At 53.4% G+C, this 22221-nt stretch carries 15 protein-coding genes; 1 reads left to right on the top strand and 14 read right to left on the bottom strand.

Going from position 1 to position 22221, the window contains the following annotated elements:
* Positions 1-210: 210 nt before the first annotated feature.
* The 14 genes from JYE49_RS09435 to JYE49_RS09500 all read right to left on the bottom strand — a co-directional run bounded on the left by JYE49_RS09435 (position 211) and on the right by JYE49_RS09500 (position 20175).
* Entirely contained in the window at positions 211-915 is a 705-nt protein-coding gene (locus JYE49_RS09435) for a hypothetical protein (protein ID WP_093956941.1), read from the bottom strand.
* The gene (locus tag JYE49_RS09440) at positions 908-1411 is read right to left on the bottom strand and encodes an RNA polymerase sigma factor (protein WP_093956940.1); all 504 of its coding nucleotides are present in this window, start codon (positions 1409-1411) and stop codon (positions 908-910) included. Before JYE49_RS09440 ends, JYE49_RS09435 begins: the two co-directional genes overlap by 8 nt.
* Positions 1412-1618: 207 nt before the next feature.
* Positions 1619-2854, bottom strand: coding sequence for an ABC transporter permease (locus JYE49_RS09445; protein WP_179217294.1), 1236 nt, complete (start codon positions 2852-2854; stop codon positions 1619-1621).
* A gap of 13 nt (positions 2855-2867) precedes the next feature.
* Complete coding sequence (locus JYE49_RS09450) at positions 2868-4229, bottom strand: HlyD family secretion protein (RefSeq protein ID WP_143754480.1); 1362 nt, start codon at positions 4227-4229, stop codon at positions 2868-2870.
* A 36-nt stretch (positions 4230-4265) separates the two neighbouring features.
* Positions 4266-5126 (bottom strand): carbohydrate ABC transporter permease, encoded by an 861-nt coding sequence (locus JYE49_RS09455; RefSeq protein WP_093956937.1) that lies wholly within the window; start codon positions 5124-5126, stop codon positions 4266-4268.
* Positions 5127-5130: 4 nt separating this feature from the next.
* Positions 5131-6000 carry a carbohydrate ABC transporter permease gene (locus JYE49_RS09460; RefSeq protein ID WP_304582715.1) on the bottom strand — a complete coding sequence of 290 codons (870 nt, stop codon included), beginning with the start codon at positions 5998-6000 and terminating at the stop codon, positions 5131-5133.
* 6 nt (positions 6001-6006) lie between these two features.
* Positions 6007-8562, bottom strand: a complete 2556-nt coding sequence (locus JYE49_RS09465; protein ID WP_093958125.1) for an extracellular solute-binding protein — start codon at positions 8560-8562, stop codon at positions 6007-6009.
* A gap of 223 nt (positions 8563-8785) precedes the next feature.
* Positions 8786-11227 carry an extracellular solute-binding protein gene (locus JYE49_RS09470; RefSeq protein ID WP_093958124.1) on the bottom strand — a complete coding sequence of 814 codons (2442 nt, stop codon included), beginning with the start codon at positions 11225-11227 and terminating at the stop codon, positions 8786-8788.
* The gene (locus JYE49_RS09475; RefSeq protein WP_093958123.1) at positions 11224-12339 is read right to left on the bottom strand and encodes an HlyD family secretion protein; all 1116 of its coding nucleotides are present in this window, start codon (positions 12337-12339) and stop codon (positions 11224-11226) included. Before JYE49_RS09475 ends, JYE49_RS09470 begins: the two co-directional genes overlap by 4 nt.
* 14 nt (positions 12340-12353) lie before the next feature.
* Complete coding sequence (locus tag JYE49_RS09480; RefSeq protein ID WP_093958122.1) at positions 12354-13610, bottom strand: leucine-rich repeat domain-containing protein; 1257 nt, start codon at positions 13608-13610, stop codon at positions 12354-12356.
* 739 nt (positions 13611-14349) lie between these two features.
* Positions 14350-16650 (bottom strand): ABC transporter substrate-binding protein, encoded by a 2301-nt coding sequence (locus tag JYE49_RS09485; RefSeq protein WP_093958121.1) that lies wholly within the window; start codon positions 16648-16650, stop codon positions 14350-14352.
* A gap of 197 nt (positions 16651-16847) precedes the next feature.
* Positions 16848-17858: a hypothetical protein gene (locus tag JYE49_RS09490; protein ID WP_093958120.1), complete on the bottom strand. Its 1011-nt coding sequence runs from the start codon at positions 17856-17858 to the stop codon at positions 16848-16850.
* 407 nt (positions 17859-18265) lie between these two features.
* A complete protein-coding gene (locus JYE49_RS09495) occupies positions 18266-19501 on the bottom strand; it encodes a sensor histidine kinase (RefSeq protein WP_093958119.1) in 1236 nt (411 codons plus the stop codon).
* A complete protein-coding gene (locus JYE49_RS09500) occupies positions 19498-20175 on the bottom strand; it encodes a response regulator transcription factor (protein ID WP_179217408.1) in 678 nt (225 codons plus the stop codon). The genes JYE49_RS09495 and JYE49_RS09500 overlap by 4 nt, the downstream gene beginning before the upstream one ends.
* 400 nt (positions 20176-20575) lie before the next feature.
* Here JYE49_RS09500 and purF point away from each other — a divergent pair, with 400 nt between their 5' ends.
* The gene (purF, locus tag JYE49_RS09505; RefSeq protein WP_093958117.1) at positions 20576-21991 is read left to right on the top strand and encodes an amidophosphoribosyltransferase; all 1416 of its coding nucleotides are present in this window, start codon (positions 20576-20578) and stop codon (positions 21989-21991) included.
* Positions 21992-22221: the final 230 nt, after the last annotated feature.

A 22221-nucleotide genomic window follows, 5' to 3' on the forward strand; every position in this document is an offset into this window, starting at 1 on the left:
TCTTCCGTTCTTTTCGGTTTTGCTCTGCTCAGGGTTGTATTACATCTCTATTATATAGATTGGATACAAAAATTACAAGTCATCCAAAAAATGGGATACTATATGACAAAAAGGGACAGAGCTTCTGTCACATAACCCTTCGGGTTTACCTGACAGCAAACTCTGTCCCTGCTGCAGTTGAAGTATTAATTCTGAATTCTTAATTCTGAATTACCTGAAGTACCCTTCCTGCTTCGTCATCGCGGGCAGCGTCACAGTAATGATTCCATCTTCCTGTTCCCCGGTCTGCAGGTTGTGCAGATAACACGGGAATTCCATGGTCGTTCCTGCTTCCACCTTCTCCCTGTCAGTCATCCCGCTCGTCGCAATGATAAACAAACCTTCGTCGTTGAATTCATACCATGTCCAGGAATTCTGTCCCGGATTCCAGATATCGCAGGCGATCAGGTTTTTGTCACCCCGCAGTTCATCCTGAGTAATGCTTTCACCGTTAAACTCAATCTGCTCCGGATGCTCTCCTTCTTCATAATAGGGCATACAGTCCGGAGATTTGCTTTCCACCCGGAATACGACAGAGAAACCGTCCTCTGACCAGTAGGCTTCCGTAGCGGTAATATCCAGCATGGTCAGGCTGCTTTCCGTCTTCAGCGGCGTTTCAATCGCCGTTTCGTTATAATACCAGCCGTCACCGAAGAGGCGGCTGATCACTGTCCAGTTTGCGGCAGCCAGCGCGCCGGCCATGGTCAGGATCAGCAGGGCAATGACAAGGATCGTTGTTGCAGACAGTTTTTTCACAGGCTTTTCTCCTTCCGCTTTTGCCAGGACTTTTGCCGTGAGCCACGGATCATCCTGAAGGCCGGAAAGACGCCTGTCCAGAGATTCGGAGAACTCCGTCCTGTTCAGTTCATTACGCATCGTTCTCCCTCCCTTCCAGCATGTCCTTCAGCCTTTCCCTGCCCCGTTTCAGTCTTCCTGAAACAGACGGCTGGGAAATATCCAGTGCTTCCGCGATCTCGTTCACATTCAGTCCCTGGTAGTAATACAGGAGGATCACTTCGCGCAGCCGGATCGGCAGCCGGATCACGGCGCGGGTCAGTTCATCGTCTTTTTCCTCGAACGGCACCGAAGCCTCCGGAAGCATCTCCGGTGTTACCCGGCGGTTGATAAAGCGGGACCAGCCTGAATGATTCATTTTGTAACATGTGTTTATTGCGATCTTCATGATCCAGGTTTTCTCGCTGCTTTCACCCCTGAAGGTGTCCAGGCCTTTGTAAACCCTCAGGAAAGTTTCCTGTACAGCATCTTCCGCCTGTGACCGGTCACACAGGTAAAGATAGCAGGTCCGGAGAACCGCAGTCTGGTACTGTCCCACCAGCCGCTCCAGTTCCGAAGCGTGTGTCCCGTTGCTCAAGTACCGTTCACCTCCTGTACCTTTATAGACCCCTCAGAAGCAAAATATATAGGATCTCTGAAAAATATTTTTTCAGCTTGATGTGACAAAGGGACAGAGCTTCTGTCACATAACCCTTCGGGTTAATATAACAGCAATCATCTGTCCCTATTGTAGATAAAGCATTAATTCTGAATTATGAATTGTGAATTATGAATTTTCTTGTTTTCAGTCTTCCTTTTTCCGCAGGAACCCTGTCAGCGTGTTCTTTGCCGCCCGCAGGAGAATCAGGATGGTTCCCCACAGGATCAGGTTGCTCCAGAACTGCACTTCGATCATCTCCGGCGTTTTGATTGTCACCGGAGCCGCAGCAATGTTAGCCAGGTTCCAGAACCGCGCAATCCAGGCCGTATATTCACCCAGGGTTTCCGGAACCCACTCCGAGAAAATCCCGATGGGCTGCAATGCCAGGATTGCCACGCCGAAGCACGCGGCCACCGACAGCACAATCAGGAGCGCCGCCGGGAGCAGCTGTCCGGCTGCATAAGGCAGCAGCTTCATCAGATAACGCCGCTTGCTCTCCACCCGGACTTTTTCCATCTGGATCTTTGCGTAGCCGATCAGCCAGCCGAACCAGCGTTTCAGCAGCCAGATCATCACGATCACAACAATCAGCAGCAGCGGAAGCAGTGCCCGGAACTTTTCCTTTTTAAGGCTCACAATCGTTCCTTTGCCGAAGTTCGCCTGTCCCTCTTTCTCCAGCATAGTCATCATGCTGTCTGAATTCGACGGAACAGACAGTACCATCATATCGCTGTTTGTCACCTGATCCAGCGGCACCCAGGCAGCGTATGTCCCCAGTTCGCCAATCCGGCGGCTGTGTTTCGCAACACCCACCACTTCCAGTTCGGTTCCATCCGACATTGTCACAGTCTGGCCAATCGGGTCTTTTCCTCTGAAAAAGAGGAAAGCCGTCTCTTCATCCAGCACAATGACGTCAGATTTCTGCTCCGCGTCCAGTCGGACAAGCGGCCGACCTTCCACAATCCGTGTCGTATAAAGATCATGCCAGAACGGACCTAAAGCATACAGACAGACGTTATCCTGTCTTGTCTCATCCTCAATCGTCAGTATCTCATTGTTTTTGATACTGTGCAGCGTCATTTGCGGGAAGAATGCCCCGATATCCTCCACTGTTTTGTCATACTTTTCAAGCAGCGGGGTGTTCGTCTGATCTGATTCAGCTTTCCCGGATGACTGTGAATAATCCGCATCATCCAGTCCAAAGCTTTCATCACCCACTGACAGGCTTTCCGTATTTGCCGGCGCTGTTGTCTGGATATCACTCGGCGGAAGGAACGCATACTGAATCAGATCCGGTGCTGTGGCAAGTCCGATCAGTCCCGCGCCCACCAGCAGGATTCCCAGCAGCAGTAAAAATGAAAATCGTGATTTACGTTTCATTTCCGTCTGCACCTCAATGAGCCCACATGACCGTATCGCCATCATTAATGGGTCTGTCCGGCAGATAAGCGATGTCACGGTAGGTAAGATCTTCCTCCACGGAAACCCATTTTGATGATTCGGCGATCACTTTCACTTCCTGTTTTCTGACTGTAAGGCGAACGCCGCCCAGAGGAGAGTCTTCCTGTGAAACGACATATACATATCGATTGTCACCTTCTCCGCCCACTGCAGCCGCTTCAATCATGCAGGAGCTTTCCTTGGCGCGGGTGGTGATTTTCAGCTTGATTTCTTCTTTCCGCATCATGCTGCTGACGCTTCCCATGGCTTCGGTCACCGATCTGTTGATTTCCGCGTCCGCATACTGTTTGCCTTCATCATCTACGCCGATGGTGACAATCTTTGTCTCAGCACGGCTCCAGTAATTCTTGGACGGTATCGTCACAGCAGTGCCTTTCTGCACGTTCGATTTCGAATCTATTGTCGCGCGCAGCACGGGATCCTTTCCTTCCGCGGTTATGCTGACCACTTCCACTTCACCGTTCAGCGGATCGCCTTTCTTGACTTTTATTTCGATCACGTAGCAGTCATGGGGGGCCTTGATCTCCGCCATCTGCTTTTCAATCTTCCGGATCTGCATCAGCTTGTCTTCCGCATCCCTCAGATTGTCCTCTGCTTCACGCTTTGTCTTCAGCGTAGCCCACACGTCATCCGATACGGCATAGCGGTCCAGGCTCTTCAGTTTTTCCTTGGCCTTTGCCAGATCTTCCTTTTTAGCTTTCCAGTTCTTGTAATCCTCCAGGATCGGCTGACCCACCGTTTTACTCATATTCTTGAAAAGCTTTTTGACATTTTCATCTGTCAGATCGGCGGAATCAGTGATGTTCAGTACCGCCATCAGGGACTGCCGGAGATTCAGCTCTTCCCTGTCTGCCTGCCGGGCCGCGTCATAGGCGTTCACCCAGGCTTCCTCGTTGCGGGTCAGGCGGATATCACCGTGCTTCCGGTCCCAGTCTTCAATCGCGTTGCGAGCCTCATCATATTTCTTTTCCAGATCAGCAACGGTTTTCTCTCCATCTGACAGCTGGGTATACAGAAGAACATCTCCTTTGGCGATCTTCTGACCGGTCGCCACCGGAATCCGCTGTACGGTCAGGCTCAGCCCGTCCGGAACCGTGATCTTCATTTCCTCTTTCTCCGGGAAAGCGACCTTGGAGGACAGCTGGATTGTATTCTCTAACTTTCCGTTCTTCACGTCCGCCTTATGCACCTTGGCTGTGGTCAGCGAACGAATGGTGCCGGAAAACAGCACACACAACGCAATTACCGCCGCCAGGATGATCATGCCCCGTAACGCAAATTTCTTGAGTTTCATATCCAAACCAAACCTTTCCGTTCAGACTTACCTATATTATTTCATTTCCGTCAGCTGGATACCTGCCAGGATATCCTCCTGGAAGAACAGGTAGATCAGCAGTGCCGGCAGGATATACAATGCCGCTCCTGCAAACTCATATCCGGATGGCTTCTTTGTCATCTGGTTAAACAGGGTGGACAGGGGCATCAGGTTCTGCACTTCCGTCAGATAGGCCAGCGGCTGTTCCACCAGGTTCCAGCTTTCCGCGAAGGAAAGCGCCGCCGCCGCGCCCAGCACCGGCCGGCAGACCGGCAGCACGATCCACAGGAAGGAGCGGAACGGGCCGGCTCCGTCTATGGAGGATGCCTCCAGCAGTTCATCCGGCAGCGTAATCATAAACTGGCGGATCAGGAAGATATAGAACGGGGCGAAAAGCATCGGCAGGATGATCGCCCAGACCGTGTTCATCAGGCCCATAAACCGCAGCGTCAGCACATTCGGCACCATCGTTACCTGGAACGGCATCAGCATCAGCAGCACAATCAGGAAAAAGATTGTCTCCCGTCCGCGGAATTTAAACTTGCTCAGGCCGAAGGCCAGAGCCGGAACCACCAGCGCCTGTCCCACCAGGATGGCCACAGCATACATCACTGAGTTGGTGAAAAAATGCAGGATCTTTTCATCCTTGATCAGGATCTGCTCATACTGACCCAGCGAAATGATATTCGGGGACAGATGGGATTCCATCCATGCGGTATCGTTCAGATTACCCCGGGTTTTCAGCCAGGCACTCATTTCCGATATGGAAGCAAAGGAATACAGGAAAGTCTGCACCATCGGCAGGATAATGATCAGTGCAAACAGCGTCAGCACAATTCTTGCCACCCAGATCCGGAGGCTTTTGGGATTTCTCATCTTCTCAATCGCCTCCGTTCAGCCGTTTCAGCGCCGACCGCTGGCTCAGGAACAGCAAGCCGAACAGCACAAACACAATCACGGCGAAGATATAGGCCGCTGTTGTCACGTTCTGGTAGCTCAGCCTGCTGTACATGTTGTTCATGTAGTTCTGCAGGGTGTAGATATATTCCGGGTCATCCGGATAGGCGCCTGCGATAAAAAAGACTTCCTTGAAGATCCTGAAGGCGTTTACAAAGGACAGGATCGCCACCAGGAAAGCCGAAGGCACCGCCAGCGGCAGGGTGATTTTGAAGGTCTGCTTCATAAAGGAAGCGCCTTCCAGGGTTGCAAATTCATACAGTGATTCCGGAATGGACTGCAGCGCGGACATAAAGATGACCACGCAGAAGCCCAGGTTCTTCCACAGGAACAGCAGGATGACCGGGAGGCGGAGTTCCGCCCCCAGCATCCAGTTCACCCGTGTGCTTCCCAGCATAACCAGCAGCCTGTTCACCGGGCCGCCGTAGTCAAACCACAGCAGCCAGATGATCAGGATTGCCGAAGACGGCATCAGGTAAGGCATCAGCACACTGGAGCGGAAGAATCCGCCGGCCGGCCGGATCCGGTGCAGTCCTGCCGCCAGCAGAAAAGACAGCAGGAAAAGGAGCGGGGCACAGATCAGGGACAGCTCCATGGTATTCTTCAGGCCCATCTGGAACATGGTGTTGTTCCAGACTGAAACATAGTTGTCCAGCCCGACAAACTTATTTTCCAGGGTGCCTTCCGTCACGCTGTACCATATTCCGCCTACAAACGGGATGCCGTAGAAGATCAGCAAACCCGCCAGGCCCGGCAGCAGAAACGGCCATGCCAGTTTCAGTTTCTTGTACAAAAGGAATCAGTTCCCTTCTTTACGAATCGTCTGGATTTTCTTGTCGATCATATCGAGCAGCGGTTCCGGATCTGAATCTTCGCTATAGAACAAACTATAAGCAGACATCATCTCTTCTTCGTCCCCTGCGTTAAACAGGTCATACAGGAACAGGTAATCCATCACCTTCAGGTTCGGCAGGAGCTTCTGGTAATTTGCCAGATCATCCGGACTGACGCGCCAGCTCCACCGTTCCGAATATTCCAGCTGCGCTTTTGCCTCTTTCAGGTTTTCCTCAAGGTTAGCTTTTTCCTGGCCATCCTCAGCCTCTTCCAGCTGCTTTTCAATATTCTCCACCCATTGTTTGTTGCTTTCAACCCACTCGTCATTACGCGTCTCTCTGATCGGTTCCGTCTTGTCTGTGAAGAGCGTGGCGGCAGCGGTTTCAGTCGTATTCTTCAGAATCAGCGCAAGGAATTCCCGTGCCTCTTCCGGATGTTTGGAATATGGATTCACAAAGCCCACAGATACCTGAGCCGCAACGATAGGCGGGTCATTCTCATCAAACGCCAGCGGCAGCGGCGTAGCTCCGTTGTAATTCCCGCCGACAGTGGGCTGGGTGTACGTCGAGATCAGCGGATCAACATAGTCGGCATCATAGGAGATGATGTAACCATAGTCATCTTCATCATACGCGTCTTTCATTCCCAGAGCATCCGTGTTCAGGTTGTTAAGCCTGGTCAGCAGATCCTTCAGGAAGGGTGTATTGAACTGGTATTCTCCGCCCTTGGCGTCCATCCACATCTGGTACTGATACAGCAGAAGCAGCCTGAGTGTGCCTTTGAAACTCATTCCAACATCTTCACATACCTTAATGTCTGAACCGACGATGCGTTCCGGCACGTCCTTTTCCAGCCAGTCAAAGAACTCGTCCCAGGTCTTCGGCAGTTCCTCCTCGGTTCCGCCCAGCTTTGCCCATGTTTTCAGGTTAATGCCCAGCACCTGGCCGTTCACCTGAACCGGCGTGCAGATAATCTTTCCGTCCTGCTTAAACGCGTCCTTCAGGTAGGGATACATCCGTTCCACGTCCGTGGCGATGTCCTTGTTATCACTCAGGTCTTTCAGGTATCCGCGGTTGAGCAGCGCGTTGAATGCTTTGCTTTCATACTCGAGGATATAAACATCAATATAATCTTCCTGGTTCATCATCGACTGAAGGACGTCCGAATTAATGCTGTTGGACTCTTCCTTCAGGATTACGGAAATATCTCCCCGGCTTTCATTCATATCCAGGACAGCGTCTTCCAGGTAATAGTTGCTGCCGGAATTGCTCACCCGCAGCGTAACATCGGCACGCTTTGTCGGGTCGGTATTCCGGGCCACCGCGGCACTGTACGTCCATGCAATTATATAACCGTCGGGGGTAAGCATCAAGCCGTCCGGCGCAATCCCGCATTCATTCACAGACTCAGGCTGCTGTCCTTCTGCCATCTGCAGCGCATATACTTCACCGTCGCAGACATAGTAAAGAGTATTCTTCTCCTGGTCATAGCAGGCAGTCAGCTGGTAGCCCCCGGCAGTGAATTCCGTCACCGGTTCTTCCTTCTGGGTTGCCAGATCCATGCGGCTCAGCTTGAAAGTGCTGCGGCCCATATTCCAGTCCTGGCGGCAGATAATCAGGGATCCCTCCGGTCCCGGGAAGGCGCCGCTCATCGTCGCATCTTCCGGTATCAGGACTGAAGTTCCATCTTTCAGATTCACAGCGGCGATATTCACACCCATGTTGCTGCCGTAGTATGTCACAATCAGATAGTCACCGTGTGTAAAAACTCCGTTCAGGCCGAAAGACATTCCGTTTTCTTCATCTGACGTGAAAGACAGATCCAGGGCCGGAAGATCGGTCTTCTCTATAACGATTTCACCATTCTCAAGCTTGATGTGCCTGATTTCGGCGTCTCCCTGTTTGCTCGTTTGGGTTTCTTCATCATAGACATAATCGATCACAAGGCCGTAAAGCTCGTTATTCCATCCGAAGTAGTTGTAGATATAGTCATAATTATAGGGATCCGTATTATCGGAATCTTCGGATTCCGTGTCATTGTTAATCGCTGCGCCGTTTTCATCTTCCGAAGCCCAGTCCATATCGGCAAAGATATCAATTTCTTCCTGGGGCTCTTCCTGAACGGCAGGCTCTTCTGTCTTTTCCCCGTTCTCTCCGGGTTCAGCAGGAACGTCTGTTCCTTCCTGGTTTTCACCGGGAACCGCCGGAATTTCGCCGTCAGATTCCCCGTCCATGAGTCCTTCCATATCATCAGGATATTCAGGTTCGGGTCTCACGTATTTTTCCGGCTCACTCTGGAGCGTCGCGTATTTCAGGATCGCTTGTCCTTCAGATCCATCCGTAACAATGCAGAACCCTTCTCCCAGCGGGTAAATGCCACGGATGCTGACTTCACTTGTGTCTCTGTTGCTGTGGATCAGGGTACGGTCCCCGACAGAAGCAAACGCGGGCATACAGGTTGTCACACAAAGAACCAGGGTCATGATCCAAAGAATCATTCTTTTTCCGTTCAGTCGTTTCATCTCTCATACTCCTTGTCATGTATTGTTCCGGCTGCCGCTTGCAGCCCGGGGGTGATCAGGGAATTGAGTTGCGCGTTTCCGGACGTTTGTGCGCAAAGTCAGGACTATGATCCACGACAGGATCACTGTCCAGCTGTTCTTATATTATCCTCGGATTGGTTGTTGTCAGGTCAGGCGCTGCGGCAAGGCTGTGCCCGGCACAGCCTTGCCGGCAGGAAGGGAATCAGTTCCCCTCCAGGCGGATCATCTGAACCTTGCTGTCCAGCATGCCAAGCAGCTCTTCCGGAGCCATCTTGAGGCTTTCCTCACTGGCAAAGATCTTTTCATAGGCAGAAGGTTCATCTTCGTTCCCGTTATTGTTTTCCTGGCCGAACAGGGCATTGTAGAAACTGTAGCCCCGCACCTTGTACAGGTTGATGTTCTTCTGGTAGCGCTCAATGAGTTCCGGACTGATCCGCCAGCTGTAGCGTTCAATGTCCTTCTGGTTTTCTTCCAGGTTCTTGAGGTTCTCCTCCAGGTCAGCCTTCTTGTCGCCTTCAGCTGTTTCAATCTTGGCCTTGTACGCCTCAATGGCTTCCTGGATCATTGTCAGGCTTTCGTTTTCGCTGGGATTCCGGATCGGTTCCGTCTTATCTGTATAGATTGTATACTGGTTGTCCAGGTCCAGGTTGTTCAGGAGAACGCCGAGGAATTCCATAGCTTCCTGGGGATGCTCGGAATACGGGTTCACAAAGGCTACCTCGAGCTCTGTCGGGATCACCGGATCCTCGTCATCCGCGAAGCTCAGGAACAGCGGGACATAATAGACGTCACCGTTCATGGTTGTGGAAATATAGCTTTCCAGCAGCACCATATTGTCATCGTCGCCGCCGTCATCATAGTAACCGTCTTCTTCGTTTTCCGGGTCATATTCCACGTGTTCTCTCGCCCTGAGTCCGTCATAGTCAAGATTGTTCAGGCGCCGGATCAGGTCGCACAGGATGGGATTGTTGAAGGCATATTCCTTGTCTCCCTTCTTCTCCATCCAGAGCTCATACTGCTCAATCATGCTTTCCAGAATCATGGTGCGCAGGTACATCCGGTCTTCCCAGGAAATCTTGACCTGAACGTTCTCCATCATCTCAGGCAGTTTTTCCATCCAGTCGAAGAACTGATTCCAGGTATGGGGAAGATCCTCTTCCTTCATGCCCAGCATCTTCATGGTATCCACGTTGACGCCGAGGGTGCCGCCGTAAGCATAAACCGGAACGGCCACGATTTTGCCGTCCTGCTTTACCGCATCCTGGATATAGGGATACATCCGGGCTGTGCTGGCAGCGATCTTTTCGTTGGAGCTCAGGTCAATCAGGTAATTGCGGTTGTACAACGCATTGAACTCATTGCTCTGGTAGCTCAGCAGGTAAACATCCGTATGCGCGTCACGGTTCATCATCGACTGCAGGATGTCGTTCTGGAAGGTCCAGTCCGTTTCCGCAATTACGGAGATGTCACCCCGTGAATTGTTCAGGTCATAAATGGCGTTTGTAACGGTACCGTATCCGCCGCCCTTAACCCGCAGCTGGATGCTTCCGCGCTGGGTGGGATCGGTGTTCTTGACAGACAGGGAGCTGAAGAACTGTACCAGCACAAAGCCGTCTTTCAGCATCTTCATGCTGTTGCCGATTTCCGGGCAGTCGTTGACCGCCACAGCCTTCGCGGCGTCGAACTGGGGCATTGCCCACAGTTCACCGTTGGCAGCATAGTACAGGGTATCATTCTCCGCGTTGTAGCAGGGGGTGATCCGGCTGTCGCCCTTGACCTTAATCTCTGTCAGCGCCTCTTCGCTCAGGGTTGCAGGATCCATCTTGCTGATCTTGATCGTCACCGTGTCATAGTCATTCATATCTTCAGACCAGATCGCACGGGTAACCAGCAGGGAACCTTCCGGTCCGGCAACGAGTTCCGAAACATCTTCGAGTTCACCTTCCGTGCATGCACCGCTGTTCATGTCAAAGACCAGCAGTCTTTCCCCTTCTTCCGCATAGTAGGTCATGAAGAGGCTGTCTCCGGCTGTAACGATGTTGTTGGTACCGTAGAACCTGAGACTTCCGCTCTCACTGTCCACCAGCGAGGAGAAATCAAGTTCCGGTACGTTTTCGTCTTCCAGGATAATCTGCCCGTCTTCCAGCTTCACATGCTTGACGAGCAGTTCTTCCTTCGAAGTTTCGCCGTCATAGCTGCTCTTGTTCATCAGGGCGTAGATCTCACCGTTCCATCCAAAGTAATCATTTACGTATTCGTATTCCTGGGTATCCTGGTTTTCCGGGACGTCATCGGCAAAGAAGATATCTTCGTCGTTTCCTTCCTCTTCCTTGCTGTCCTCGTCCAGTCCTTCCAGCCACCAGTTCTTCCGTTCTTCCTCGTTCATCTTCTTCACGAATTTCTCAGGCTCTGCCTGATAATCCGTGTACCGCATGACGATCTGATCCGGATAGTTTTCGATAAACACACAGAAGCCGCCTTCACCGTACGGGAGCACGCTTCTGATGTAGAAGCTGCTCTCGTCATCGCTCCGGCGAAGCAGCACCCGGTCTCCGGTGGATGCGAATGCCGGCGCGCAGGCCGTAATACACAGAATCAGGGATAAAAACCAAAGGATCAGTTTCTTGCCGTTGGGGTTCATCATTCTTCAGGTTCCTCCGCAGTATTGTTTTCTTCGGCCGGCGCTGCCTCATTCAGGTAAATCAGCATGCTCATGCCGAGCCGGATTCTTTCATCCGGTTCGAAAGAGGCATAGGCTTTGTAGACTTTCTTGTCTGTGCCTTCCTTCTGTTCTTCGTTCATCCTGGAAATGGAAACAATTTTGCCCGTATACAGTTTCTCCGAGGAGCTGTCCCAGCGCAGTTCCATTTCGACCGGCGCGCCCTCTTCCAGGAGGAACAGGTCCTCTTCAGGCACGTCAAACTCGACCTGGAAGCTCTTGGTGGGAGCAATCTTCACCAGGGTGTCGCCCTTGGCAGCGGTATCGCCCGGGTTCTTTTCCACGGATTCGATAACGCCCGTCACGGGGCTCTTCACCGTGTTGTCCGGTGCGTAGTAGCCGTCCAGCACGCCTTCCACGGTTTCAAACAGCAGCTCGCCGCGTTCCACGAAGTCGCCGCTCTTCACGTGCAGTCTCAGCACGCTGCCGGCGCCCTTCACCGGTACGGCTGCGGCGCGTTTCACCGTGCCCTTGCCGATGCGCTTTTCCTTGCTGTACTTCTCGTCCCGGTAGACATAGACTTTCTCGTCCAGGTAGAACTCTCCGCCGGTCACCTCAATGGTATATCCGGTTTCGGTCAGCTTGGTGACCATGCCGGTGCCCTCATGGGTGCCGTCCTGGGTGCACTTCAGGTAAACCCGCTCGCCCAGGTGGATAAAGTAGTTGTCGTTGGTGTTGAAAGCCTTTTCACTGTTCGCGTCCACCGTGTACTTGCGGGTGGGCTCAATGTACAGGGAGGCTTCATACCGGGCATTGATGTCCTCGGTGTTGTCGCCTTCCGCTACATACAGACCGGTCACAGTGCCTTCCACCGGCGCGTAGTTCAGCGTTGTCTTGATGGTTGCCAGCGTGTCGCCTTCCTGAACCGGGTCGCCTTTGTGCAGCGGCACCTCCCCCATCCGTCCGCCGAAAGGCGCGGCAACCGGGATTGTTTCTCCTGCAACCACTTTCCCTTCATAGGAAAGCTCTGTCTCTGCCAGCGCGGTTCCTCCCAGCACCAGCACCAGGGCCATCAGTATCGCGAATACCTTTTTCATCCCGTCCACTCCTTTCACTTTGTGGCAAACAGTTGGTCATATGGTTCATCCAGCGCGCCCGCCGGGCCGCTGTATACGCCCGTCATAAAGATTCCGGCATGCTCGTCCGTCGTCAGTTCGTAGGTCTTTCCTTCAACCTGTACCTGCCAGACAGCCGGAGCATCTCCGCCGATTCCGATTTCGTATTCAAACCGCCGGTTCGCGGTTCCGCGGCTTCTCATCTCGTCGTAGTTCCAGCCGGCGAGGAAGCCTTCCGTTTCCATCACGGCAATCTGGTCTCCGCTGCGGAGCACCAGATGCTCGATTCCGCTCTTGTTCATCTTCCGGAGCACTTCACCGTTCATGCTCCAGACATTCTGTTTGCCGTCCTCCGGATTGGCCGCCGTCAGGATCAGGGTATCGATCTGTTCGTTTCCCGCTTCCTTCTGCCAGTTCATTCCGGTGACCGTGAAGCCCTCGCCGGTTTCGCTGTCCGCTGCCCGGTTCAGGGTCAGCGCCAGGGTCTCCCTGCCCAGCGTCAGCTGGTTCATCACGTCGTTCTGTTTCTTTTCCAGTTCCTTCAGGTCCAGCAGGTCGTAGTCCGGCCCGATGGGTTCCTTGTTCTTGCTGTGGGGAATCCTCGGCCTGGAGGCGCCTCCGCCTCCACCGCCGCCGCCCGGGAATCCGCCGCCTTCACCGCCATCTTCCGGTTCTGTGGGTTCTTCCGTTTCCGGTTCCGGCGGATTATGATCCGGCGTTACTTCAGGTGCCGGCGTTTCAGGAGCCGGCGTGGGTGTCGGTGTCGGGCCTTCCGGTGCCGGGGTAGGTGTTTCCGGTACCTGCGAAGGCGCAGGGGCTGCGCCTTCAAACGCGTCTTCCGCAACCGTACAGCCTTCCGGCACGAAATCCCGGTTCAGCTTGATACAGTTCAGGAATGCCTTGCTTCCGATTTCCTTCAGTTTTGTATCTTCAGTCAGGACAATCAGCTTCAGCTTTTTACAGTCGGCAAAAGCTTCCTGGCTGATGACTTCCACAGAGTTCGGCAGTACGACGCTCTGCAGTTTATCTTTTCCTTTAAAGGCGTTGGGGCCGATGACCTTCACGCCGTCCGGTACTGTTACACTGAATGCATCGCTGTTGCACTGAACCAGCACGCCATTCTCAATGACGAAATCCGCCGGATCCAGATCTGTTGGCGTTGCCTTGTCTTCAGCCATTGTGGCGCTTCCGGCCAGCAGCATCAGAATGATGAGCATCATCCCGACGCACAGCATGCATATGCGTTTACTCATAAACAACTTCCCTCCGTAAAATGCATACCCATAATATATAGACGGTTTAGATCACAGTTTATGACAGATTTTCCGGCATTTTGCATTGTTTTTTCTTTGTATTTTGCATTCCGTCTTTCATACATCTGTCGGTTTGCGCCTATATATATCCTGCTTTCTCAAATCCTTTTCTTAACCTTTAAATTGTATCATGCCCATAATGTACCGTCAACGATTTGCATTGTTGTACTGTCAACTTTAGAGTCCATTCCTGCTTTTGCGTAATTATTGTTTTACGATAATCATAATATCACCAAATTATCGTTTGTCAATAATTTTCGCACAACTTTTCAGCAAAAGGAACGGGACAACCTGTCTCACAAGCTGTCCCTCCTCCCGGGAACCGAATCAACGGTTCTCTCAGTCCCCTCTTCTCCAGGCCTTGCAACTGAAGAATCGATAAACGAACTGAACCGTCCCCTTCGTTCCATGGCAATCATATCAAACCAATCTTACATTCACGTGACTTTCACCTTACGTTTTCGTAAGGTTGTTAAACAAACGGAGGAGCGAATTCTTTCGTTCCCCCGTTTGTTACGTTCCAATCACATCCTGCGTCAGCAGGATATTTCACATCGGTCGCAGACCGATATTTCACATTGAGCCGCAGGCTCAATATTTCGCATTTGACGAAGTCAAATATTTCATTTTCAAGTTCGGAATTACCTCCTCCCTCCTACTTCCTCCCTCCTACCTCTTCTTAATTACTCTCCATCCTGATCATCCTGACCTTCGTATCCAGCGTGCCCAGCAGTTCTTCCGGATTCATCCCGATGCTTTCATGGAAGAACCGGTCGTATTCACTCGAATCATCTTCGCCGTCGCCGTTCAGGAGGATATTCACAAAACTGTACATCCTGGTTTTGAAATACTCCTGCCATTTCTGATAGCGTTCAATCTGTTCGCCGCTGATCATCCAGGAATGCTTTTCTGTGTACTCCAGCCCTTCTTCCCCGATCTGCAGCTGCTCCTGCAGCATTTCCCTTTCTTCCCCGTCTTCCGCTTTTTCGATCCGCTCTTTCAGGTTCTCAATTTCACTCCGGTACCACCGAACCTCATCTTCATAATCCGAACTGCGGATTGGTTCCGTCTTGTCAGTGTAAGCCGCATACTGTTCCATGCCATGCATGCTGTCTGCCGCCAGGGCCAGGAACTCCATCGCCTCTTCCGGATGCTCGCAATAGGGATTCATGAACGCGACGCTCACCTGGACCGGCAGCACCGGCTCTTCCTCTTCCGAGAAGCTCAGCGTCAGCGGAACATATGCGTCCCCATTCTGGATAAGCGTGCTGGTACCGTTTTGCAGGAGCGGAGTCCGTTCTTCGTCCTCATACATGTTTTCCTCATCATCTTCCCGGATCCCGAGGGCTTCGTAATCCAGCCCGTCCAGCCGCCGGACCAGCTCGCACAGTTCCGGCGTGGCAAAGTAATAATCCTTCTCACCCTTTTTCTCCATCCGGATCTCGTACTGGTCCAGCATTGTCTTCAGGATTCCTCCCCGGAAATATCCCTTGGTTTCCCACATGTCGCACAGCGACACGTTCTTGCCTTCCAGCTTTTTCGGCAGCGTCTCCAGCCAGTCGAAGAACTGGTTCCAGGTCTTCGGCAGTTCCTCCGCCGTTCCGCCGAGTTCCTCCCAGGCCTCCATATGAATGCCCACCGCATCCCCGACGAAACACACCGGCACGCCGATGATCTTTCCGTCCTGCATCACCATGTCCCGGATATAGGGATACAGGCGGTTCGTGCTTTCCACGATCTTTTCATTGCTGCTCAGGTCCGGCAGATAGCCCCGGGTATAAAGCGCCGCGAATTCACTGTCGTCAGAGCGCAGCGAATAAATATCCGTGCTGCTGTCCCGGTTCAGCATTGCCTGCACAACGTCAGGCTCCTTTCTCCAGTCCGACTGCACGATCACAGACACGTCTCCCCGCTTGTTGTTCATCGCGTAGACGGTTTCGTTCATCGTCATACCGTCTCCGCGGTCACTGACCCGCAGGACAACGCTGCCGCGCTGGGACGGATCGGTGTTCCTGAGCATCACCGTATCGAACTCCCAGATCACCTCAAATCCGCCCGGCAGCAGGATAGCCCCGTCTCCGTTCCTCGGGCAGTCGTTGACCGCTTCCGCCCCTTCCATGTCAAACTGCGGTACAGCCCACAGTTCTCCCTCTTTGATGATATACATCGCATCTCTGTTCCGGTCATAGCAGGGATGGATGTATTCATTTTCAAGCCCGTCGATTACCGTCTTTTCCTGGATCTCTCCGTTCTTCAGGTTCAGGCTGCTCACTTTCACGGTATTGAGCGCAGTATCCGGGTTCCAGTCACTCCGGGTAATGAGAACGGTTCCTTCCCGTCCCGGAACCATTTCTGTAACAGGTCCCTCGATTTCCGTTTCCGCGCAGACGCCGGTATTCAGGTCGATTCTCTTCAGCCTGTAAGTTTCTTCGTCCACCCAGACGTTTATGATCAGGCTGTCATCCATGGTGAATAAGCCGGAGAAATCAAGCAGGTTCTGCGCGCCGTCTTCCCCCGCCGTCACGTCAGACAAATCCACCGGCAGGCCGCTGTCCTCCAGGATCACCTTGCCGTCCTCCAGCTTCACGTGCCACAGTAACACCTTCGACGTGGTACTTTCTTCCGTGTAGGAGTCTTTGCATTCAAACCCGTACAGCTCCCCGTTCCAGCTGAACCAGGGATTCACATATATTCCGCCGTTTTCCATACGCGTTTCATCGTCCAGCACAAAAATCTCCGGTTCCGCCTGGGCATCCGCGTACCGTTCAACAACCACATCCGTATCGCTGTATTTGACGATGATGAATCCGTCTCCGCACGGAACAACCGCCTGGACGACCATCGGCAGAAAGCCGTCAAGGGTGGTCTCATGCATCAGCACCCGGTCTCCCGTTGACGCAAACGCCGGCGCGCACATCGTCAGGCACAGCATCAGCGCCATGAGCCCCAGGATAAACCTTTTGCCGTTCATCTTCCTCATTTTCAGTTCCTCCGCAGAGTATAATCTGTAACCTGCCTATCCAACGAAAACAGACATAGAATCCTTCCCAAAAGAAATCCGGACAGAGGACGGTTCCTTGTCCGGATTTCTTTAAATACTGAAAACCGCTTCCTTTCGGAAGCGGTTTTATCCACCATTTTTAAGTTTTAAGTTTTCAGTTTTAAGTATTAATTAATTTAAAACGCTTGTACCCTTTTCCCATCCAAAATGCTGTACGTCTCTTCAAATTTTCCTCCTCCTGCCTGTCCTTCAATCTGCCAGCAGGGGAAGGCCCTTGCGTCCAGCGCGTTGCTGTCCATCAGGTTATAGTCATATGCGATATTGATCTTGCTGATCTCATAGGATTCGCCGCTCTTTCCGCAATGGGAATCGGAGAATACCCGAAGGGCGTCCGTCCAGCACACGCCGGCCGGCAGCTCATAATCATCGTTGATGTGGTCAATGATCTTATCCAGTTCCAGCAGTGCCGTTTCCTTTTCCGTCAGGGCAATCCTGACCTGCGGGGTCCCTAGGGATTTGATTCCGTTCAGCTCCTGCCGGAAAGCCAGATACCATACGCCGATCTCTTCCGGGAAAGCGTCAAAACATACAGGCTCCGTCCCGTTATAGAACTGCTTCATCCCGTCGGTCATATTGGAGATAGAATCGGACGGCAGGGCGACGGCCTGGTCCAGCACCAGGTTATCAATATGCAGCGTTTTGAAAATCGTCTCGCAGCGGGCTATCGCGTTCTCCAGCGGATACGGAGCATCCGCCTGTTTCGCCGGAGCGATGTTCGCGTTGTCCATATAATTCAGCAGCTGCCGATAGCACTCAAAATCCTTGTTTCCGTACTCCAGTGTGGTATTGCAGGGGATCGTGAGAACAGCGTCATCCGCGAACCGGAAGCGGTTTACTTCCCGTCCGTCCGGGGTCGGCAGTTCCTCTGTCGCGGTCACTTTGGCATAGTTGAAGTATTCCGGGGTATAGGCCTGCATGTTCCGGAAAGTGATGGTGTAGGAAGACAGTTCCTCATACCGGTCATCGATCACAATCTCATCCGCGGTCCGGATGTTCTCCGGAATCGGCGTCGGCAGGCTCTCCTCTGCCCTGGCCGCGTAACCGCCGGGCAACAGAAAAAGGGCAGCCGCAAGGGCGGCAAGCCCCCTGAATCGGATACGGCAAAAGCTTCTCTTCTTCTGACACATAGCCGTTTTCCCTCCGGAATAAACTGGTTACAACACTTACATGTATGGATATTGTAATTGTAACCATACGTCCGAAGCCCGTCAAGTGACTATGTCTCTTTCAGCCCTTTTGAATATAGTACTTTGTCTGTATTTTGGTTCATCTCTCCGTCATCCGACTTGTATCATTAATTACATTCAATTTCATCGGAAATCATTTACGAGTTACTTGAGTGCCATCTGCGCAAGCTCACTTTTACCCATGTAACTGTTTTTCAATCAAAAATCGCTTTCGATAATTCGAAAGTGATTTATCCACCATTTTTAAGTTTTAAGTCTTAAGTTTTAAGTTTTAAGTAAAAGAAAACCTCCTACTTCCTACCTCCTACCTTATAAACGAAAGCGACAGGCTTTCCTGTCGCTTTCGTTTAAATCTCCACGCTCACTCTAAAGGTGTGTTCATCCGGATAATCAATCACCAGTTTCCCTTTGTGCTTCTCCACGATCCTTCTCACCGCCGCCAGGCCGATGCCGGAGCCGCCGCTCTTCTGGGTACGGGCGCTGTCGCCCCGCACAAACCGTTCCGTCAGCTTTTCCGGTTTCTCCGTCGGCAGGCTGGTTACGGAATTGGCCAGCACAATCCGGTTCTTTTTCTTCTCCGGTTTCACCTCCAGGCGGATGGTTCCGCCCTCCGGCGTATACTGCACCGCGTTATCCATCAGCAGGCAGAACATCCTCCGGATCAGGTTCTCGGAGCCCTTCACCGGCGGCGTTTCCTCCAGGGCGGTTTCCCCGGTGATGCCCTTCTGCTTAAGCGACGACTGGTACTCGTGCCAGATTTCCTCTGTCAGCGCCGTCAGCTCGATGCTGTCCAGCGCCTGCTCGTTCTGCTCCTCGTCCAGCCGGGCCATCATGATCAGGTCCTGCACCAGGTGCTCCATCCGGTCCACCTGGGCCCGGATATTATCGCTCCATTTATTCCTGCCCTGCCGCAGCTCCAGCACGTCCAGGTTCGCCCGGGCGATGGCCACCGGCGTCTTCAGGTCGTGCCCCGCGTCGGTGATAAACTGCCGCTGCTGCTCCGTGTTCCGCACAAACACGTCCGCCATCCGCCCGGACACAGGGAACAGCACGATGATCAGCAGGATAAAGATCCCGAGGCCCACCATGCCCGCGTTCTTGAGCACGTTATACAGCATGTGCAGCTGGATGGAGTTATCCACCAGGATCACCTTGCCGGATCCGTCCTCATTCCGCCGGATGCCGAACTTATAGGACCCGACCTTGCCCTTGTCGACGTTCTTCTTCACGGCGTTCATCACGTACTCCTGTACGCTGACGTCCGCATCTTCCGCGATGCCGCGCTTGTTGATCTGGTCCACTTCCCCGTCCGGGGTGTAGGTGATCTCATAAAACCCCGAGGGCATGTTCCGTCTTCCGGGGTTGTAGCCGAACATGGCCGGCGGCGCGTCCTGCATAAACCGGCGTCCGCCTTCGCCTTCGTTTTCCTCCCGGGGTTCCAGGCTGGAAGCGATGAAGTTGTCCGTGTTCCTTTCCATCGCCTGGTAGCTGATCAGCCAGATCGCTCCCACTGTAAGCACAAGGATGATCAGGAAGGACAGCATGGCGCTGAACATGATCCGGCTGCGGTAATATTTCTTCATTCAATAACCTCCAGCGCGTATCCCACGCCGCGCTTCGACCGGATTTCCGCCCGGGAGCCCAGGGATTCCAGCTTCTTCCGCAGTCCGGAGATATGCACCCACACCGTGCCGTATTCCACGTCCGCGTCCATGCCCCAGACCCGGTCCAGCAGCGTGTCCGCGGAGAAATAGATATGCGGGTTCCGGATGAACAGCTCAATCAGGTGGTATTCCCTGTGGCTCAGGGACACGGTCTTGTCCCCGCACCGGATGGCATAGCCGTTCTTATCCAGCGCCAGGTCTTCAAAGGTAACCTGTTCTCCCTGGTAGCTCTGTCCTCCGCGCCGGGTCAGCGCGTCCACCCGCACCCGCAGTTCCTCCATGGCAAAGGGCTTGGTCAGGTAGTCGTCGCTTCCGCTTTCGAACCCCTGCACCTTGTCCCGGATTTCGCCCTTTGCGGTCAAAAGCAGCACCGGCGTGACGTCGCCTTCGCCCCGCAGGGTGCGCAGCACCGTCAGCCCGTCCATTCCCGGCATCATGATATCCAGGATCAGGACGTCATAAGCGCCCATCCGCGCCCTTTCCAGCGCGTCTGTGCCGTTGTTCGCCCAGTCCACCTCATAGTGGTGATATTCAAGATAATCAACAACCGCCTCGGCCATAGCCTCCTCGTCTTCCGCCAGCAGAAGCCGCATCCGCATCGCCTCCCTTTTCCCATTATATCAAAGTGATTATGCATTGAAAACCTTAAGTGATTCTTAAGAATCGCTTACACTCTTCACTGTTAACTGCGGCAAGAGTGTGACTGCCGGGACTGACTGTCTGTCACTGTTTTCGAAGAAAATGTGACTGAAAGTCTGTCCCCTGTCACTGCTCTTGCCGCTTTTCCCCGCTTCCTATCACTTTCCCTCCGTTCCTTATTTTTCAGTTTTAAGTCTTAAGTCTTAAGTCTTCATTGAAAGGGAAAAACAGCGTTTTTCCCTTTATCTTGACAGCTCTGCTGTCAAGATGTACAATCCCCTCATCAAAGGGACAAAGGCGTCCTTCAGTTTATGCTGAAGGACGTCTTTCTCTTTTTTCGGAGGTTCCTGCCTTATGCATGAGGAATGCGGCGTATTCGGTATCTGGTCTCCCGTCAAACGGGCCGTTCCCCGGGATGTGTACCTCGGCCTTTACGCCCTGCAGCACCGGGGACAGGAAAGCTGCGGCATCGCGGTTTCCTGTGACGGCGTCTTCCATCACCTGAAGGGCGACGGCCTGGTGGGCGAAGTCTTTGACCGTCCGGGCCTGGACCGCCTGGGCGAGGGCAACATCGCCGTGGGCCACGTCCGCTATTCCACCACCGGCGGCAAGAACCACAACAACATCCAGCCCATTGTCATCAGCCATATGAAGGGCAACATGGCCCTTGCCCATAACGGGAACCTGGTCAATGCCCGTTCTCTCCGCTCCCAGCATGAGCTCTGCGGCGGCATCTTCCACGGCACCGCGGATACGGAGACCATCGTCTACACCATCGTGTCCGAGCGCCTGAAGGTCACCGCCACGGCGGAAGCCGTCTTTCGCACCATGCAGCAGCTTCAGGGTGCCTATTCCTGCACCCTCATGACAGCCACCAAGCTCATTGCCTTCCGGGATCCCAACGGTTTCCGTCCCCTCTGCTACGGCAAGACCGCGGACGGTGCCTGGGTGGTCTCCTCCGAGTCCTGCGCCCTGGACGCTGTCGGGGCGAAGCTCATCCGGGATATCGATCCCGGGGAGATCATCGTCTTCGGCAAGGAAGGCGTGACTTCCGACCGCCGTCTCTGTGGCCAGCAGCGCTCCCTCTGCGTTTTTGAGTATATCTATTTCGCCCGGCCCGACTCCATCATCGAGGGCGTACCGGTTCACCAGTCCCGGCTCCGCGCCGGCCACTTCCTGGCTAAGGAAAACCCGGTGGCCGCGGACGTGGTCATCGGCGTGCCGGACTCCGGCATCGACGCCGCCCTGGGCTACTCCCAGGAAAGCGGCATTCCCTACGGCGTGGGTTTCCTGAAGAACAAGTACATCGGCCGCAGCTTCATTGCCCCAAGCCAAGACATGCGGGAAACCGCCGTCCGCATCAAACTGAACGTCATCGCGGAAACCGTTCGGGACAAGCGGGTGGTCCTCATTGACGACTCCATCGTCCGCGGCACCACCAGCGAGCGCATCGTCCGCCTCCTGCGGGAAGCCGGAGCGAAGGAAGTCCATATGCGCATCTCTTCCCCGCCCTTCCGCTATCCCTGCTTCTTCGGCACGGACGTGGATTCCCGGGAGAACCTGATCGCCTGCCGCCTGAACAGCGTGGAGGAGATCGCGAAGGAGATCGGCGCTGATTCCCTCGCCTACCTCTCCGTGGACGCCGCCCACCGCCTCGCCGGGGACACCGGCTGCACCTTCTGCGACGGCTGCTTCACCGGCAGGTATCCGATTGATATTCCCGAAGAGCAGGGCAAAAGCAAGTTCGAGCAGCCTATCCAGGAAGAATAAAAGTGAAGGCCTTTGCCTTCACTTTTTTCTTCCTGCACTCTACACTCTTCACTCATCACTCTGCACTCTGCATTGCGGCAAGAGCGTGACTGAGGGACGGCCCTGTTGTCACAATTCTTGAAAAGAATGTGACTACAGGACTGTCCCTTCTGTCACTGCTCTTGCCGTTTTATCGCTGTTCCTCACTCCCAGGCATACCCATTTCTCCCAGATAATGGTATAATCACTGC

Source organism: Aristaeella hokkaidonensis (genome assembly GCF_018128945.1).
In the GTDB taxonomy this organism is placed as follows: domain Bacteria; phylum Bacillota; class Clostridia; order Christensenellales; family Aristaeellaceae; genus Aristaeella; species Aristaeella hokkaidonensis.